Source organism: Shewanella sp., from assembly GCF_041630135.1.
Lineage (GTDB): Bacteria > Pseudomonadota > Gammaproteobacteria > Enterobacterales > Shewanellaceae > Shewanella.
In genome coordinates this window covers 57,867-75,760 of sequence record NZ_JBFKLW010000013.1, presented here as the reverse complement: position 1 = coordinate 75,760, position 17,894 = coordinate 57,867, and the positions used below count along the sequence as shown (strand labels likewise).

The following is a 17,894-nucleotide window of genomic DNA, read 5'->3' as shown; positions in this document are numbered from 1 at the left end:
CCGTTGGCAGCAAGCAGTGGGTTACCCACTTCCAGGGTATCTTCCCAGTGGGCGGGCAACATCTTGTCTTCACTGTACCTGAGTGCCAGTCTGGCACGTAGCCGTGGGTCGAGAATATCGCCCCAGTACTGACGGCAGGGGCTGAGGCTTAACATGGTTACCGGAATGCGACAGCCAAGCGCATGCAGTACCTCAAGAGTTTGCGGTGGCAGCGATGAAATACCAAACACAAACAATCTGGAAGGCAGGGCATGCATCGAGGTGGCCGGATCATGCAGTGCCTTGACCAACTGGGCGTGCAGGTTTGCCCTGTGCCAATGGCTGTGGCCAAGCTCGTCGCGGTTATATTGCACCAGCGCCCGCCACAAAATCGGCTGCCAGCGGCAGTTATCAGCAACCTCGGTTTGATTGGCAAATGGGTTAATTGTCAGTGGTGCGTCTTTGTTGTAGCTGTCCAGCGAAAACAGTGGCTTTTGCGGGGCGGCATCTATGTTCTGCTCCCAGGCGAGGATCCAGTCAGGGCGATACACCAGGTATTGGTCGAAAATATCCGCAATACGCCCGGCCAGTTGGAACAGCTTTAATGGTGACTCCTGGGTCAGGTAGTCTTTCAAGGGCTCAAAATGAGGCGCCTCGATAAGCCTTGGCAGCAGGGCCATTAACTTCCAGGTCATTGCCTCTTTGGTAAAGGCGTTTTCCTTGGGCACCCCCGGGATGAGGGCATAGCACAAAGACCAGATAAAGTTGGACGGCAGGGGGAATTCGAGGGCACCGGCAATACCATTGCGAGTGGCAATTTCCAACCTCAGCCAGGTGGCCATACCAGGGCTTTGCACCAGAATATGCTCTGGGGAAAGTACCTTGCCACAGTCGTGGCTCAGCTCGGCTGCCAGCCGTGCGGCCAGGCGTTCCATCTGGTTGGATTGAACGAGTGTGAACATACTTTCCCTTTTTATTCGGCGTCTGGCTGTGTTGTCCGCTGTGTTGTCTGTTGTTCACTGCGGTGCGAAGGCGTTACCGCAAACTGAGTTGGATGCTTGCCGCCCATTCAGTGGCGTCTCGAACAGGGACGTTAATCCCTGACATACACCAGCAAAGTAAGCCCATGAAGGCCCCTTGATACACAGCTTCGGTCGGCAAAAAAATGATTGTATGAGACCTACTTAGCCTGTTCAACCGCCTTTGGCTTAACCGCTGGCGCTTCGAGCAGGATTTTTGCGTTCGGCGGCGTTGTAAAGAGCAGTTAACGGCTCTGCGCAGCTGAGCCTTGCTTTCGGATAGCTCTGGCCAGACGGCGACTCTGGCGCACAAAGTCTGCTTCAGCGCGTCGCGTTCTGCGGCTCCCTGCACAGCTTTGGTAGCGAAGCGCAATAAAGCGTCCTGCCCAATGTCTGATGGCCGCTTGAATGGCGGGCAGGGCGATGGCTATGCGTTCACTGTAATCAATGGGGCCTTCACCGGGGGCGCGTGGCAGAGCAAGGTCACTCAGGGCCTGCTCTACAATCATAAAGCCCTTGATAGGCGCAGGGTGTTTGGGTGGGAGCCGCAAAATACCCGCTTGCCAGGCAAGCAGCAGTATAATCAGCGCCGCGACCGAAATGACAAAGGCAAGAAGCCGACCGCGATTGGGACTGCCGAGCAGTTGATTGAGCAGACCCTCCTGGCGTTCACTATCGAAACCCAGCACCCAGACACTCCAGTAGTAGTCGATACTGGCAAGGCGCATCCTCAGTTCATTCAGCCAGGGGACCTCCTTCATTCTATGGGTGCTGAAGGGATTATCGGCAAGGTAGCTCTCATCTGAGTTAAAGGTGGCGTCAAAGCCATCCAAAATGCGTGACGGGGCTATCATGGCGGTAGGATCGAGTCGCACCCAGCCTTTGCCTTCAAGCCAGACTTCACTCCAGGCGTGAGCCATATATTGATAGACACTGACATATCCGCCGTTTGGATTGAACTCTCCGCCCTGATAACCGGTTACCATTCGTGCCGGAATACCTGCCGCACGGGCCATAAAGGTGAGGGCGGAGGCGTAGTGCACACAAAATCCCTGCTTATTGTCGAATAAAAAGTCATCGATCTGCGCGCGGCCAACCGGCGGTGGTGACAGGGTGTAAAAATAGGCTTCATCAATGAAACGGCGCATCACTTGATGTAAAAACGCGTCCGCGGATGGGTGCTGCTGCCAAAGCGCCCGGACCAGTTCCCGGGTGCGGGGATTGGCGTTATTCGGCAACGCCTGATTAAGCCGCCGCACTGCCACTGGCAAGGTAGCGTCCATTGGTGTTTGATACGCTTCTGCCCGGTATTGAAACCGACCATCGAGTTTACGTTTTGCAAGCAGGCGATAATCGGGCAGGTTAATCACACCATTGCTGCCGGAGTAGGCCAGATCCAGCCCAAACAGCCAGCGTTGGTTACTTGGCTCGGCTATCACCTCGTAACTCAACGGCGTTGTTGTAGCCACCGGTTTGTCACGGCTATTGCCAAGGGTATAGGCTTGCCGCTCCCAGAATTTAATTCCTTCATTTTGTCGCCAATGGCTGCCATCGTAATCTTCCATTACCAGCGCACGCCAATAAAGTTGGGCGTTGGCTGGTGGCGGCCCATCAAATTTGACTCTGAATGCCAGCGCATCGGAGCGGGTGAGTTTACTGATATCGCCAAAACTGACTTCATCCGACAGCCCGGTGGTCGCCGACTTGAGACTCGGCACCATCCACAGCGGAGGCAGACGTGGTAACACTAAAAACAGCAGTAGCGCCAGCGGCAGGCTTTGCGCCACCAGTTTAAAGGACAGGTAATCTGACTTGCTGCGTCCAAGGTATAAAGAAAGCAATGCCTGGGTATTAAGCCATACCAGCGCCAGCGCCATGGCGGCGGCGCTAATCTGTTGGCTGTCGATAAGATTCAGGGCAATCAAAAAGTAACCCACCAAAATCACAGTGCGTACATCGCGCTTATCAATGATTTCAATGGTTTTAAGGCTATAGCCCAATATGAGCAGGTTCATCAGCGCATTAAGCAAGCCCATTTGGCGGCCAACGAGTGCCAGAGTAATGGCCGATGCAATGCCAAGAGAGGTCACCAGCCAGCGGGGAGGGCGGGCGACCTTGCCAAAGAAGATACCAAGACGCCATACCAGACAGATGGCGCTTATCCCGAGCGACCAGGGCGTGGTTTTATCGGCAAGGGGAACCACCAGCGCAAAGTGAGTAAGCAGTAGCCATAACAAGGTGCTGCGGGCGATGATTTCTTCCTGACGTTTGCCCCACATCATGATGCGGCCTCTTTGTTGATGCTGGCAGAGTCGACACTAGAGTGGTGAGTGCCGGGAGTATCGTACAACGAGCGCAGCCCAATCCAATTATGCCGGTAGGGGCCATCGAAGGTTGCCATTGCAGTTTGGCAGGTAAGGCGATGATTTTCGCCACTGCCCGGCGGAATTTCCACTCCGGGCAGGATAAGGCCATACACCTGCTGCCTCGCCGCCAGCTCGTCTACCCAGTAAGACAGTAATGAAAGTCGTTCTTCAAGTGTCCCTTCTTGCAGCACATCCAAATTGAGCCATTCGGGTGCACCCTGAGGTCGGCCGAAATCTTTGGATAGCATTCCCCGTCCCTGGGCGAGTTGTTTCCAGGCAACCTGTTTGAGCGATTCTCCGGGGATGTAGGTCCTGAGTCCCTGATATTCATCCATGCCTGTCACCAATATACCGGCCTCGTTTTCACTGCCATCTTGTGCATGGGAAAAGGGCGGTATTTTATTTTCAAGATGGTTGGCAAACACCGGATGGTCGATGGCGAGGTCAACCCAGATCCAGGTGCGCATCAGCCCAAGGGGAAAGCGGGATTCCACTTTTAGCCGCCCGGGATTAAGCAGACCGCGCTGGTGGGTGGGTATGGGCACCAGCACTGAGGCATCCTCATCAAACACCGACAAATACACAGGCGTGACTCCGGGATAGGCCAGTGCCAACTGATGTACGTCACGCCCGGCGCTCACCGACAGCGGCATTGCCAGGGTTTCACCGGCGTAGATAGGGGGAAGCGGACGCCGTTTGAGGGTAACTCCTTCAAGGTTGCGATAGCTGTAAATCATGCAGGTGACAAACAGGCTGCTAAGCAACAGCGCGACACCCAGGATCAGGTTGTTCTGATAGTTGGTGCCCAGCAAATACAGTAGCAATGTCAGTAACAGCCAAGCCAAACCGAAGCCACTTGGCAGGATGAAAATGCCTTTGTGGCTTAAGGTTTGCTCAGCCTGAGGCGGCAGCCTTTTGGCGAGGAATGGCTCCAGATGGCGTGTAAGTCTGTTTGCCATGGCTTAGCGGATGGGGTTGACGCTGGCAAGAATACGCTGAGCGAGGCTTTCTCCCTGATGCAGACTGCTGCTCCTCAGACGATGCTGCGCCACGCACACAAACACCGCCTGAATGTCTTCGGGAACCAAAAACTGCCTTCCTGCAAGAAATGCCCAGGCCTTGGCACTGGCCAGCAGCGCCTTGGTTGCCCGGGGTGAGAGGCCGAACCCTTCGCCCTGTGCACGGGTTTCTTCCACCAGTGCCAGCAAATACCCCAGCACAGCGTCAGAACCACTGACTTTATCCACCTCGGCCTGTAATTGCATCAGTCCCATGGGGCTTAGGCATTGGGGCAGGTTGCCTGCTGGATCTTCCCCTTTACCCTTAAGCATGGCGAGTTCCGCTTCCCGGCTGGGATAGCCCAAAGAAATGCGCATCATAAAACGATCGAGCTGTGACTCGGGCAAGGGGAAGGTGCCCGATTGATCGGTGGGGTTTTGAGTTGCTATCACAAAAAAGGGTTTAGGCAGTGAATGGGTGTTGCCATCCACCGTGGTCTGGCCTTCGGCCATTGCTTCCAGCAGTGCGCTTTGGGTTTTGGGGCTGGCACGGTTGATTTCATCGGCAAGCACCATTTGTTTGAACAAAGGCCCAGGATGAAACACAAACTGATTGAGGGATTTATCGTAAATCGATACCCCCAGAATATCGGCTGGGAGCATATCGCTGGTGAACTGAATACGCTGGTAGGACAGCCCCAGACTCTTGGCCATGGCCTGACTGAGACTGGTTTTGCCCATGCCGGGCAGATCTTCAATCAGCAGGTGGCCTCTTGCCAATACACAGGCCATTGCCAGGCGAATTTGCCGTGATTTTCCGAGCAACACCCGTTCCAGTTGGGAGATAAGGTTTTCGAGTTCGGTGTTACTTTTGGCTGCGGCATTGTCCTGCATGGAGGATCCTCTATCTGGCTTACTCTGTTAACTATGCGCAATTTTGTCCGGCCGATCCAGCCTTGCCGAAGCGCAAATCACAGGTTTGCGGCACTGAAATCAGATATGTATCAGCTCCTGTCAGTCGGTTTTAAGCGCTGTAGCATGAAGGCTGTGATGAGAAGTAAGCGACTGTAAGACGGTGACAACCTTTGGCGATAAGGCTTCTTTCACCACTGGCTTAATGAATTTATCCTGAAACAGAAACCCCTGTGCCAGGGTAAAGCCGAATGCGGATACCGCTTCTAATTGTGCCTCGGTTTCAATTCCTTCAATGACGGTTTGTTTGCCCACGGCCTGTGTATAGTCAACAAGCGCTTCAAGCAATTTTCGCTCACTTTTGATGTGCAGCCGGGTCAACCAGTGGCGATCGAACTTTACCCAGTCGACCTGGGATAGAAGCTCAAGGGACAGCATGGCATGGGGAGCACCAATATCATCCAATGCGACGGCAACTCCTGCATCGCTTAACAAGCGTCTGAGCGACAATGCCTCCAATGCGTCACTTATGCATGTGTTTTCAATCAGCTCCACCACCAGATTACTGCGTTTTTGCAAATGGGGAATCAGTGCCCCTTGCTGTTCCTGGGTGAGGCTATGGGGGTCCAGATTAACGAACAACGGCACGGAGCACGGGGCCAGTGCCAATTGCAGCCGTTTGGCTGCCAGCTCAGCCTCTGCCAGGGCGTGAGGACAAGTGTGCAGTGCGTCAAACACCTGATTGGGCGCAATGGCAGAGCCATCTATCGCATAAAAACGTGCCAGTGCTTCGTAGGCTTGAGGTTTGCCAGATTTAAGACAAACCAGGGGCTGAAATTCACAACCGATAGAATGGGCTGCAGGAGAAAAGAGCATGGGAAGTTGCCGTAGAATACAGTGATGCAAATGATAATTAATCCCAACTGGTGCGTCAATGTAACCTAAGTAGTAAATCTGTGATTGAATCAAAAATGAACAGGGAGCCAACTGGCTCCCTGTTCAATAAGGGGTTTAGTTAAAAAATGGCATTGACTTAGCAGAATCAATAACTAAAATTCAGTTCTTTTTCGCTGAAAAGTGGCGTTGACTCGCCTTTTCTGTGCTCATAAATCAGTCGGTAACTGAGTACTGCCTGGACATACTCGCGGGTTTCCCTGAATGGTATGGCTTCTATGAAGGCCATCACATCCAGCTTTCCCTGAGTTCTTGCAAGCCAGGCGTCGACTCTTGACGGACCAGCGTTGTATGCGGCCGTAGCGAGTACGCGATTATCGTTGTAGCGTTCCAGCAGTTGTGCGTAATAGGCGCTGCCAAGCCGAATATTGAATGCTGGCTCAAAAAGTTCGGCTTCTCCCTTGTATTTCAGCCCTTGCTTCTTAGCTGTTTGCTTGGCTGTCGCCGGCATAAGTTGCATCAGTCCCCGCGCACCAACACCTGACATTGCAGTGGGGTTGAAGGCGCTTTCCCTGCGGGCAATGGCCCTTAGCTCTTCTTTGTTGAGTTTGTGTGCCTTGGCTGCTTTGCTAAAGCCTTGCTCTTCGGCGTTGGGGAAGCGCATAGCCAGGTCGTCCCAAAACTTGCCCTGAATAGAGGCATCGACTGCGAGGGCGTACATCCCCTGAGCCTCGGCCCAGCGCCCGTACTCGGTTTTCCGTACGTCGTTACTGCGACCAAGAAGCTGCAGCCACTCGCTGCGGGCCTGCCTTGGACGCTCCAGTGTCAATAACTCATTCATCCGGGCAAACCCCGGATCCCGGGCGAGGATAGCCAGATCAAAGTCAGTTGCCAACTGACGCTCATTAAGGCTGGGTGCGCTGTTTTGATGGTTCGCGAGGGCAAACCCATAAAAGCTTCTGTCGGCCAGCAAGCTGGCTTTGGCGTTGGATACAGTATCTTTATCTATATCTTTGCCAAAACGGGTTTGCCAGTATAGCCAGCGATCTTTGTTGGCTGTGTCGCTGCTCAGCAGCGGCATAAAGCGATGGAATGCTTCATCGTCCTTATCCCGAAGTGCCCAGCGCAGTCTCAGTTCGGTTAAATCATCGGAAGCAAGCGCAGATAAATGTTTATCACAATATTGCTGAAGAGAGGACTCCTGACGGACGAGAACCCGACGCACCAAATAGGCGTGTAACTCTTTTGCCTGGATTTTACTGAAGCGGCCCGCTTTTTCGTACTTTGCCATCAGCGCTACGGCCTCTTCCAAATCCTTACGGGAAAGAGCTTTCAAGGCAAGTTCTACCATTTCAGCCATAACAGCAGCCTTGGCGCGATAACGCTCAGTATGACGCAGGTTGCGCGGATCCTTATAAAGCGCCAATAATTTCTGCGCTTCTTTTGGATGATTGGTAACTTTTTGTGCCAGATAGCTCAGCAACTTGCCTTCTCGTGCTTCATACGCGAGAAACATCCGGCTCCATATTAATTCCTGAGTCCTTTGACCCGCCTTTATCCATAAATTGAACAAAGGATCACACTCTTTAGGGCGTGAGTGGCCATCGAGCCAAAGTCTGCGTGCGCCATCATAACCCTCTGTTTTAGCACCGGTGGCAATTTTAGCCTGGTAATAATAGCACTGCAGCACTGTATCTCTTGGCGCTTCTGGACTGACAGTCAGGAAGTCATCCCAGCGGCCTTTTATGCCCGACATCTTAAGGTAACGATAACGGACGCTGCCAATTAAGGGTGTGTTTTCAAAATCGGCAAAGGCGGCAAGGGCTTCTTTGCCAGAGACATGGATAAGCGTGTCCATGCGCTCGTTGAAGTCTAAATATATGCTCAATGGATAGTCATTCAATTTAGCGCGGCTTTGTCTATAACCCGCCTTATCCCCGGAAAGCAGGGCTTTTTCTGCCAAAATAAACTGACGACGCTGCTCTTGAATGTCAGCCTCGACTGTGCCTGAAAACAGCGCCAGAGAGGTGAGACAAATGCCGTAAAACTGCTTCAGCATGGGGAAAAGCCTCCGTGTTCCAAATGTCTCTAATTAGGTTGTAGTCTGAGTGCCGTGGCGGCGCCGTCCATATTGGATGGTTCCGCATGAGTTTCTTCGTCCAAATCATCGAAGGTGTCATCCAGGGCTTTATTCAGTAATTGTTTATCGAGCTGCTTACTGCTTTGTACGCCAAGCTTATGCATCTGGTGCGCCTGACGGATAAGATTACCCCTTCCTGACGCCAGCTTACCCATAGCAGATTGATAGCTCTTTTGTGCCGTTTCCAGTGTTCGGCCGAGCTTCTCCATCTCGTCTACGTAGTTACACAACTTGTCGTAAATGCGCCCGGCGGCTGAAGCAATATGTTGTGCATGCTGATTTTGATACTCATAGCGCCAGATGTTGTGAATGGTTCGCAGTGCCACCAATAAATTGGTGGGACTTGCCAGCATGATGTTGTGCTCCAAGGCAAAACCCACCAATGATGGGTCTTGCTCCAGCGCCAGTAAAAAGGCCGGCTCCACCGGAATAAACATCAGTACATAGTCGAGGGTCTTGAGACCATGGAGCTTGTGATAGTCTTTTTGAGACAAAAGCTTGATATGGCTTCGTACCGATTGTACGTGTTCCTTCAGGGCTGTTTGGCGTTCAAGCTCGTCGCCAGTGTTGAAGTAGCGCTCGTAGGCGGTGAGTGACATCTTGGCGTCTATCACCACGTCTTTGTTGCCGGGAAGATGAACCACGACATCGGGCTTGAACTTCTGGCCGTTGTCGGATTTAAGCTCCTGCTGAGTGTGGTACTCGTGGCCTTCACGTAGACCGCTTTCCGTCAGAACCCGCTCCAGGATAACTTCGCCCCAGTTGCCTTGCTGCTTATTATCGCCTTTCAGTGCATTGGTGAGGTTTATGGCATCCTGGCTCATACGCAGGTTCAGGGCGGCTAGTTGTTCCAGTTGATGTTTCAGTGTGCTTCGTTCGGCTTGCTCTATTGAATAGGATTCACTGACCTGCTTTTTGAATCCGTCAATTTGCTGCTTAAGTGGGCCGATAACTGTATCAAGTTGCAGTAAATTCTGGCCTTTTAGTTGCTCTGCTCTTTGTTCGAAAATTTTGTTGGCAAGGTTTTCAAATTGCAGTTTAAGCCGCTGCTCCGCATCTTGCAGCAGCACAAGTTTCTCTTCAAAACCCTTGCGTTCTACGTCAAATTTGGCGCTGAGACTCTGCTGCATGGCCTGCGCTTTGGCGGATTCCAGCCGTGCTTCCATTAACTGACGGCCACTGTCGGCCAGCTGGTGTTCCAAGGCGGGCAGCCGCTGGGCTTTGGCATTGGCTTCCCCGAGGCGCTGGCTTACTTCTTCAAGGCGAGTTTGGAAAAAGTTCAGACGATCTTCTTTGTCATCGAGTTGCACCTTGGCTTCTTCAAGCTGGGATTCCAGTGCATCAACGGCAGTTTGGTGCTGGTTGAGCCGAATAGCGTCGAGGCTGTCCCAGCGTTTACGGGTAAGAATTTGATTACCCAAAGCACCAATTAATAAAAAGAGGCCGGAAATGGCGGCGATGGCAATCCATTGGGGAACGGAAAAAAGCTCAAGCGGGGTCATGGCGTTCCTATTTCGGGTCCGATGGCGCTAAGCTTGGCATGGGCGAATGTCGCCTTCAAGAGGCCTTGAGATGATAATTGTTCAGACGGACAAAAAATTGACGGGTTATGAAAGAAGTCTGACCTTTTACTTGTCTTATCCTTTGTGAATGATGAGTTTTTTGGAGTAGCACAGATGAAATCCATTTCCCGTCGGCGACATCCGGTGAAACCTGCATGGCAACTTAGCGAGTCGGAGGTTACGCCTGAGTCGCTGTTTTATGACCGCCGAGCCCTGATTAAAGCCCTTGGTCTTGGGGCGATCGGCGCCAGTTTGCCTGGCTCGGTGCATGCCGGGCTTTTTGATGTGTTTTCCAGTAAAGAGGCCAGGGCTTTTGTCCGTGAGCCCCTGAGTTTTGTTAAAGCTCGCGGTGTTGATGGTGAAGGGGACGTGCTGACACCAGAAGACAAGGTCATCAGTCACAATAACTTTTATGAGTTTGGGACCGGCAAGTCAGATCCTGCCGCCAACGCTCAGCAGTTTAGCGTCAATCCCTGGCTTCTTTCTGTGGAGGGTTTGGTGGATACGCCATTGAAGCTCGATTACGACGACCTTATCAAGTCGTTTGATCTGGAAGAGCGTATCTACCGGCTTCGCTGCGTGGAAGCCTGGTCGATGGTGATCCCCTGGGTGGGATTTCCGCTGGCTGCACTGCTGAAAAAAGCCGGTGTAAAAACAGGCGCTACCCATGTGTCTTTTGAGACACTGTTCTCACCGGAGCAGATGCCAGGTCAAGAGAGTCGACTGATGGGCGGTGGTATTCATTACCCCTATGTTGAGGGGCTGACGCTTGCCGAGGCGATGAACGACTTGTCGCTGCTGAGTGTGGGTCTGTATGGTAAAACGCTGCCACCGCAAAATGGCGCCCCTGTCCGACTGGTTGTGCCCTGGAAATACGGCTTTAAGAGCATAAAATCCATCGTCAAAATCCGGGTTACCGACAAACAGCCTCCTACCAGCTGGAATCAGTTGGCGCCCCATGAATACGGCTTTTATGCCAATGTGAACCCTGAGGTGGACCATCCCCGTTGGTCTCAGGCGAGCGAGCGGCGCATCGGCCCCGGAGGGCTGTTTTCGGCAACCCGTATTCCCACCTTGCCTTTCAATGGTTACGCCGAGCAGGTGGCAGGGCTTTATAAGGGGCTGGATTTAAGAAGGTATTACTGATGAGACTGGGCAGCAGCGGCCTGATGCTATTAAAAATCTTACTGCACCTTGGCTTTTCTGTGCCTTTGCTGTGGTTGGTCTGGGGTGTGCTGAGCGAGCGTTTGGGTGGCGATCCTGTGCAATACCTTATTCACTATACCGGCAAGGGGGCGTTGCATGGTTTGATGATAACCCTGCTGGTGTCGCCAATGGCAAGGTGGCTCAAGCTTGGTGCACTGATGCAATGCAGACGATTGCTAGGCCTGTGGGCCTTTGTGTATGCGGTAATTCACCTGATGCTCTTTTTAAGCCTGGATCTGCTGTTTGAGTGGCGGCTGCTTGTTGCAGAAGTGATTAAACGCCCGTACCTGGTGGTGGGAATGACCGCGCTGCTAATCTTGCTGGCATTGGCTGTGAGTTCGCCAAACCGGGTTCGGCGTAAACTTGGGCATAGTTGGCAACGTCTGCATAATCTGATTTATGTCGCAGCACTGTTGGTGCCGGTTCATTACCTTTGGTCGGTAAAGTCCGAAATACTCGAACCTACGTTTTATATATTGATCTGTGTCTGGCTTATGTGGCTTAGGCGAGACAAATTGAAAAAGTTGTTATCCAGGCCTTTAAATTCAGGAGCTTGACACATAACCCTTTGTTGCATTTTGCTTGCAGCTATACATGTTTTTGTCTGCCTCGGTCAGTAAGGCTTCTATTTCTGAGCCGTTATCAGGGAAAAATGCAACACCGATACTGACGTCTATCAGCAGATGAATATTTTGAAAGCCTATGTCCTGGCGAAGTGTGTCGAGAAGCTTGGTTATTACCACATCCAGTTGTTGTCGTGAACCAATCGGCTCTAACCACACAACAAATTCATCCCCCCCCAGCCTTGATACCATGTCCGTCTGTCTTAGGGTTTGTTCTATCCTTTTTGCAACCGTAATCAGTACATGATCGCCTATCCCATGACCATAAGTGTCATTTATGGACTTAAAATTATTCACATCAATAAATAGCAGTGCGCCGGTACCTTTAGTTTGTGTTAACCGGTGAAGATTATTCTCAAGACTTCGAAAGAATGCTTTGCGGGTATAAACCTGGGTTAGGGGATCGTGTTCGGCCTGATATTGAAAATGTTGCTTTTGCATCTCCAATGCCTGTGTTCGCTTATCCACCTCGTGCTGCAAGTCGGCTCTGCTGATGGTCGAATATTTGAGCTCTTTTTTCATTCGATTAAAGTGCTGGCTCAAGGATTTGAATTCGGGATTGGCTTCTTCTTCCGGTAATTCGCTTGATAAATCTCCCTGTGCCATTTGATGAATACCACTGGTAAGGTTACTCACTCCCCGCCTAAACAAGGTCAGAGTATGGAGATTAAACAGGATGACCGCTGTCATCGACAAAAATAGCAGCAAGGCAATTGATACAAGTATGAGTCGTTTGGCGTAATGTTGTTTCTCCACCAGTAAGTGCCTAAGCTCTGCCACCTCATCTTGCATGGATAATATTATGGTATTGATTCTGGCGGTCAGCAGCTCAAAGCTGTTTGTATTGTCGCTGGGTTCTTTTTTGGGGTATAGCGCAATAAGTACGCGAAGATTGTTATTGGCATTAGCTACATGGCCAATGCGGGTACCTTGCAGTTGTTGGATTTCCTGCAATTGTCGTTCGAAATTAAGAGATAGTTCGATGGCTCTGTCCAGAGACTGCAGATCGTTATATTGATGCAGTTGCCAGAATTCACCTGACAACTGTGACAGTGTTTCCTGTAACACCTGATAACGATAGCTGTATTTGTATCCCTGAACGTCTATGTACATCAGGTAGCTGAGGATCCCCATCAAAACCAATAAAAATAATGATGAGATAGCAACACTCAGCTTCAGTCTACCGGCTAGTGTCATGGCAATTTCCCCGGGTTTCCTTTGCCGGTTCTGAACGAGCCAAGGGCGGTAGAATCGATAAAATCTCGAAAGTCAGGTGCTGTTGATTGAGCGACATAGCCTGATGCAATAGCCCAGTGGGCCTGGGACAGCAAATCCAGTTGTAGGGTCTTATCCAGAGTCAAATGAAAGTGATAATCTGGCCAGTAACTGGCGACTTCACTTTCAGGAATGTCCAGATAAGTGCTGACGATATCTTGGGCTGCTGTAGGATTTTCATCTGTAAGCTCAATGGCATCATCCAATGCCCTTAACAGTGCTTCATGTGCGGCACGATGTTTCTGAACATCGAGCCGTTTTGAAATGAGGTTGAATGACAAGCGATAGAGCCCCTTTGTGGATAGCTGCACGCCTTCATCTTTAAGTTTTTGAGCCAATTGATGGGCATAGGGCTCCCATAAGGAAACCACATCTACATCATTGTTTAAAAGCGCTTGGCTCAATTGTTCGGGTGCCAAATAAACCGGAGTAATTCCGGATGAATCGACACTGTGCAAATTTAGTGCTGAGTAAAAAAAGTACTCACTGGCTGTGCCCCTTATCATGCCGACTCTGTGGTCAGCAATGTCGGTGGGGGACTGGATACCTGAGTGGCGCCGGCCGAGAAGTTTTACGTCGTTATCTGAGGTCACGAAGGTGGCGATGACAGAAAAATCATTACGTTTGAAAGCATTGTACATGACGACCGATTCGGAACTGGTGGCAAGATCTACTTCGCCATTGACCAGTGCATCAAAACAACGATGGCCTCCATGGTAGAGTTTTAACTGTACATCGACCCCGTGTTTGCGAAAGAATCCGTATTTTTCCGCCAAAATAAATGGGCTGGAAAGCGGCGTTGAGGACACAGCAATGGTTATCTTGGGTGAGGACAGATGCTCCGTTCCAGAAATCTCGTATAACCAATACAGGGCGAACACTATTAATAAGGTTAATCCAAAGCCTATCCGTCTCATATCTATCCGTTTGAGTAGCAACCACTACCAAAGTGTAGTTCGCTTTGTAAGTACACGCATGAACCCCAAGACAAAGCCGGGAGATATCGTCCGTATATTGAGTCAAATACTGATTAGTACAGGTTGATACAGATGTTTTTACGGTCGCACTGAGCGCAGGAGAAAACAGTCCTGTCGAGGTGGGTAAATGATTTGGCTTAACGCTGTCGTCAGTAGTACCGATGTGGTCTGCCGGATGTACAAAAGCAGCGCTCTAATGAGTGCATTTTTGAATGGGGCTCGTTCGCAGATTCGGACGAATGCAGTCTGATTTTACCCGAGATGTGTCGTTACCTGGCCTTCAGGCCTCGTACCCCGAGTGTAACCTCACAGGCAAGCTATTTGGTGGTGAATTCAAAGGGAAAAAATTTGGTAAGATTATTTAAATCAATGTTCTGGTTACACGAAATGGTTCAGTGACACCCTTGCAAAAAGCAGCGTTCACTGAAGCGAGGCTCAATATTCCCCGCTTCAACGATTTCCCGTGGAAAATGCAGGCCGCGATTACGGCCTGATGGGCTATTTTTTACGGGTATCGAGACCGGCCATAATTTCCAGTACTTCGTTATAAGACAGGTTTAATTCTTTGGAGAGATTAATGACCTTTGTCTTATAAGTCTGGATACTTTCTTTTTGTGCCAGAAAGGCCTTTTTATCGGCTACCCATTCGTTTACTGCTTCTTGCAGAAACTCCATGCGACGCACACTGTAGTCTAGTGAATCCAGATACTTACGCATTTGCTGCTTATTTCTGGCCTGTTCCAAATCCGTGGACAGTTTCTTTTCATAGCCGTATTCATCCAGAGCGGCAATAGCTTGTTGTAAATCGATTTCGGTTGTCATCTCAGCATCACTTTATCTGTACAGAACACAGTACAAACTGACACGACCCGTGTGGCGGGTCAAAAGGAATGATGATTATAAAGAATGAGCTATAAGAGATAAAGATGTGTTGGCTTCTTGAGCAGGAATATTCAGCGGGTTAAAGTTAAAGTCTACTACCCGAAAGATAAGATAGTGGTATTCGGGATGTAACTATGATGACTCGAATCGATAAGATCGTTATCAATACTCTATTCTTTACTTACCAGTATTACGACTCAGGGAGAGTGCCCATGCAGGATCTGCTTCCGGATCTGTTTGATGAATTCAGTGAGCATTTACAGCTGTTGCCGGCACCATGGCGTCAGTTTGGTGGTAGACGCATATTTTACGGTGAAGTAGTCACAGTCTGCTGTTTTGAAGACAACTCACGGGTCAAGGAAATACTGGCGACTCCGGGGCATGGCAAGGTGTTACTGGTCGATGGTGGCGGCTCTTGCCGTAAAGCGCTGCTTGGCGACCTTATCGCTATGTCGGCGGTGGAAAACGGCTGGGCAGGCGTTGTGGTCCAGGGCGCCGTACGCGATGTGGGCACCCTTGCTACCTTACCACTGGGAGTACAGGCACTTTTTGCGGTACCAATCAAAACTGAGCGTCGTGGTTTGGGGGATGCCGGTGTTACCATAAGCATTGCCGGTGTCACCGTCAGTCCCGGTGACTGGATTTATGCCGACGACAACGGCATTGCCATCTCAAAGGATGCATTGCCAATTATTGAACAGGATTAAACAGGACACGCAGGATGAAATTTATTAAATGGATACTGGTTGCTATTGTTCTTTTGGTCACTCTGCCAGTGATTTATGTCACTGTGATTTTTGACCCCAATGACTTTAAACCAATGCTGGTTGATGAGGTCAAAAAGCAAACTGGCCGTGAATTGGAGATCTCTGAGCCCCTGTCATGGCAGTTGTTCCCCTCTATCGGAATACGCCTAGCAGGTGTGAGTTTCTCCAATCCAAAAGGGTTCAGTGAAAGCCGGATGATGGCAGTGAATGAGGTGGTAGCAGAAGTGAAATTGCTGCCGCTGCTGAGCCGTGATGTACAAATAGATCAGCTGAAAATTGATGGTGCCAAGCTCACGCTTATTACCACCAAAGATGGTCGCACCAGCTTCGATGGCTTAAGCAAGGGCGGTGATAAGGCCACTGCATCAACCCCATCAGAAGCTGGCTCCACAGCGGGGCTCAGCGCTATCGCCATTGGCGGTGTAAGTATCACCGATACCGGTATCACCCTGATTGATGAAGCCGCAGGCAGCCGTCAGGAATTTACTCTGGAGTCTCTCACTCTGGGCGAATTTATTCCTGGCAAGGCTACGCCACTGGCATTGAGTTTCCGTGCCGATACGCCTGATGTGAAACTTGGCGGTGACGGTAAAGCCACCTTGACTGTAAATGAAGCCCTTAATGCCCTTGATTTGGCTGGCTTTAAGTTGACAATTGATGCCAAGGGGAATTCGTTGCCAAAAGGGGAAGTGAATGTCCTCTTTACTGGCGGCGTGAAAGCAGATTTGGCAGCGCAAACTGCCAGCCTCACTGTTGATGTGCTCAAGGTGATGGATGTCGAAGCCACGGGCAGTATCGAAGCCAATTATGGTCGCAAGGTGCCCTTGGTTAAAGCCAAACTGGCCTTGGGTGCCATTGATGTGGATGCGCTTTTGGGTACTGACAAAGCTGCCAAAGCCGATTCTAAAGCAAGCGAAAGCGCTCAGAGCATGCAGACTGAACCTGATCTTACCGGAATGAAAGCCGTTGATGCGGCGCTCGATCTCAGTATCGCGTCAGTCAAGGTGTCAGGCTTGTCTACTGCTGACTGGAAACTGAAGGCTAAGCTAAATGGTGGCCTGCTCAATGTAGATGAGCTGTCTGCCGCACTCTATGACGGTAAAATCAGCGCCACGGCAAGCCTGGATGGCCGCAAGAAAGTGGCATCCTACAGCTTTAACAAAACCATCAGTGGTGTCCAAATTCAGCCCTTGCTGAAGGATGCGGCCGACATGGATCTGCTCGCTGGTACTGCCAACTTCAATATCCAGGGTAAAGGCGTCGGTCTGGTGCCAGAGCGCGCCAAGCAGAATTTAAACGCGACCGGTAAGTTTGAAGTGGCTGACGGGGCACTTTATGGGGTCAACGTGCCGCAGATGATCCGTGGAGCGCAGGCGAAACTGAAAGGCGATCTCAGTGCAAGCGATAATGCGGAGCAAAAAACCGATTTTTCCAGTCTTACGGGTTCTATTGCCATAGCCAACGGCAAAGCCAACAATCCTGATTTGTTGATGTTGTCCCCTTTGTTGCGTATATCTGGCAACGGTGGTGCTGATTTGCTGGCAGAGACCCTTGATTATAAGCTTTCGACCAAGGTGGTCGGTTCTTTGGAGGGCCAGGGTGGTGACACCGCGCTTGCGGGCGTAGATATTCCTTTGGCTATCAGTGGGAGTTTTTCTGAGCCCAAGTTCGCACTGGATACCGAGGCCTTGCTTAAAGGCCAGCTTAAGCAGGAAACAGATAAACTTAAAGACAAGTTCAAAGACTCTTTATTTAAAAAGCTCGGAGGCAACTGATGAAGGCATTTGCCAGAAAATTAGCCGCTGTTCCACTGCTGTTAAGTGTTTTTTCAGCATCCAGCCATGCCATCGTCGGGGGCGGCATTGTCCCTCCATCTGGCATGCCTGCGGGAGAAACTACGATGCTATTTAAAGGTGTGCTTATTCAGGGGGCAGATAAGGGGCTGACCCAACAATGGATATTGGAAGTAACCAATACAGCCAAAACAAGCGTTGAAGCTCACTTTTCCTCTGGCATGTCGGCAGATTTACGTTTAACCGGGGCAGGTGGTGTACTGAGCTGGGCATGGTCACAGGAGATGATGTTCACTCAAGCGCTTCGAAACCAGATGATCGCGGCGGGACAAACACTTAAATTTACCTTTGATATCCCTAAAAACAAATTGCTTGCCTGTCGTGGGGAATGTGAACTGACGGGTGTGTTTGTTGGTAAAGGCAAGGCCGGTCAGCCATTAATGGCGGAAGTGGTGCAAAAGTTGTAAGGAACTCATTGGTCTACACCCAAATAAAAAGCAG

The 17,894-nt window shown here is 50.7% G+C and carries 15 protein-coding genes; 5 read left to right on the top strand and 10 right to left on the bottom strand.

Annotation, left to right across the window (positions count from 1 at the left end; genetic code table 11):
- The 7 genes from ABYK60_RS05610 to rmuC all read right to left on the bottom strand — a co-directional run.
- The coding region (locus ABYK60_RS05610) for an exodeoxyribonuclease V subunit gamma (protein ID WP_372870944.1) at positions 1-941 on the bottom strand (941 nt) is incomplete at its 3' end.
- Positions 942-1,243: 302 nt separating this feature from the next.
- Positions 1,244-3,280, bottom strand: coding sequence for a DUF3488 and DUF4129 domain-containing transglutaminase family protein (locus tag ABYK60_RS05605; protein WP_372870942.1), 2,037 nt, complete (start codon positions 3,278-3,280; stop codon positions 1,244-1,246).
- The gene (locus ABYK60_RS05600) at positions 3,277-4,323 is read right to left on the bottom strand and encodes a DUF58 domain-containing protein (RefSeq protein ID WP_372870941.1); all 1,047 of its coding nucleotides are present in this window, start codon (positions 4,321-4,323) and stop codon (positions 3,277-3,279) included. The genes ABYK60_RS05605 and ABYK60_RS05600 overlap by 4 nt, the downstream gene beginning before the upstream one ends.
- 3 nt (positions 4,324-4,326) lie before the next feature.
- Positions 4,327-5,256, bottom strand: a complete 930-nt coding sequence (locus tag ABYK60_RS05595) for an AAA family ATPase (RefSeq protein WP_372870940.1) — start codon at positions 5,254-5,256, stop codon at positions 4,327-4,329.
- Between the two features lie 120 nt (positions 5,257-5,376).
- Positions 5,377-6,150: an EAL domain-containing protein gene (locus ABYK60_RS05590; RefSeq protein ID WP_372870939.1), complete on the bottom strand. Its 774-nt coding sequence runs from the start codon at positions 6,148-6,150 to the stop codon at positions 5,377-5,379.
- A gap of 166 nt (positions 6,151-6,316) precedes the next feature.
- Positions 6,317-8,227, bottom strand: a complete 1,911-nt coding sequence (locus tag ABYK60_RS05585; RefSeq protein WP_372870938.1) for a transglycosylase SLT domain-containing protein — start codon at positions 8,225-8,227, stop codon at positions 6,317-6,319.
- 29 nt (positions 8,228-8,256) lie between these two features.
- Positions 8,257-9,810, bottom strand: a complete 1,554-nt coding sequence (gene rmuC / locus ABYK60_RS05580; RefSeq protein ID WP_372870936.1) for a DNA recombination protein RmuC — start codon at positions 9,808-9,810, stop codon at positions 8,257-8,259.
- Positions 9,811-9,984: 174 nt separating this feature from the next.
- On the opposite strand from rmuC, the gene msrP reads away from it, so the two are divergent.
- Both msrP and msrQ read left to right on the top strand, forming a co-directional pair.
- Positions 9,985-11,016, top strand: a complete 1,032-nt coding sequence (msrP, locus tag ABYK60_RS05575) for a protein-methionine-sulfoxide reductase catalytic subunit MsrP (RefSeq protein ID WP_372870935.1) — start codon at positions 9,985-9,987, stop codon at positions 11,014-11,016.
- Positions 11,016-11,633 (top strand): protein-methionine-sulfoxide reductase heme-binding subunit MsrQ, encoded by a 618-nt coding sequence (gene msrQ, locus ABYK60_RS05570; RefSeq protein ID WP_372870934.1) that lies wholly within the window; start codon positions 11,016-11,018, stop codon positions 11,631-11,633. The genes msrP and msrQ overlap by 1 nt, the downstream gene beginning before the upstream one ends.
- Here the strand turns inward: msrQ and ABYK60_RS05565 are convergent.
- From ABYK60_RS05565 to ABYK60_RS05555, 3 genes are all read right to left on the bottom strand, one after another.
- Positions 11,622-12,896, bottom strand: a complete 1,275-nt coding sequence (locus ABYK60_RS05565) for a diguanylate cyclase domain-containing protein (protein ID WP_372870933.1) — start codon at positions 12,894-12,896, stop codon at positions 11,622-11,624. The two genes, msrQ and ABYK60_RS05565, sit on opposite strands and share 12 nt — an antisense overlap.
- Positions 12,893-13,891 carry an ABC transporter substrate-binding protein gene (locus ABYK60_RS05560; RefSeq protein WP_372870931.1) on the bottom strand — a complete coding sequence of 333 codons (999 nt, stop codon included), beginning with the start codon at positions 13,889-13,891 and terminating at the stop codon, positions 12,893-12,895. Before ABYK60_RS05560 ends, ABYK60_RS05565 begins: the two co-directional genes overlap by 4 nt.
- A gap of 558 nt (positions 13,892-14,449) precedes the next feature.
- Positions 14,450-14,773, bottom strand: coding sequence for a hypothetical protein (locus tag ABYK60_RS05555; RefSeq protein ID WP_372870930.1), 324 nt, complete (start codon positions 14,771-14,773; stop codon positions 14,450-14,452).
- 272 nt (positions 14,774-15,045) lie between these two features.
- Between ABYK60_RS05555 and ABYK60_RS05550 the strand changes: the two genes are divergently transcribed.
- Genes ABYK60_RS05550 through ABYK60_RS05540 form a run of 3 tightly spaced genes read left to right on the top strand, consistent with a single transcriptional unit; the run spans position 15,046 to position 17,860 of the window.
- Positions 15,046-15,540: a putative 4-hydroxy-4-methyl-2-oxoglutarate aldolase gene (locus ABYK60_RS05550; protein ID WP_372870949.1), complete on the top strand. Its 495-nt coding sequence runs from the start codon at positions 15,046-15,048 to the stop codon at positions 15,538-15,540.
- Between the two features lie 14 nt (positions 15,541-15,554).
- On the top strand, positions 15,555-17,375 hold the full coding sequence (locus ABYK60_RS05545) for an AsmA family protein (protein ID WP_372870929.1): 1,821 nt from the start codon (positions 15,555-15,557) through the stop codon (positions 17,373-17,375).
- A complete protein-coding gene (locus ABYK60_RS05540) occupies positions 17,375-17,860 on the top strand; it encodes a BsuPI-related putative proteinase inhibitor (protein ID WP_372870928.1) in 486 nt (161 codons plus the stop codon). The genes ABYK60_RS05545 and ABYK60_RS05540 overlap by 1 nt, the downstream gene beginning before the upstream one ends.
- The last annotated feature ends 34 nt before the right edge of the window (positions 17,861-17,894 follow it).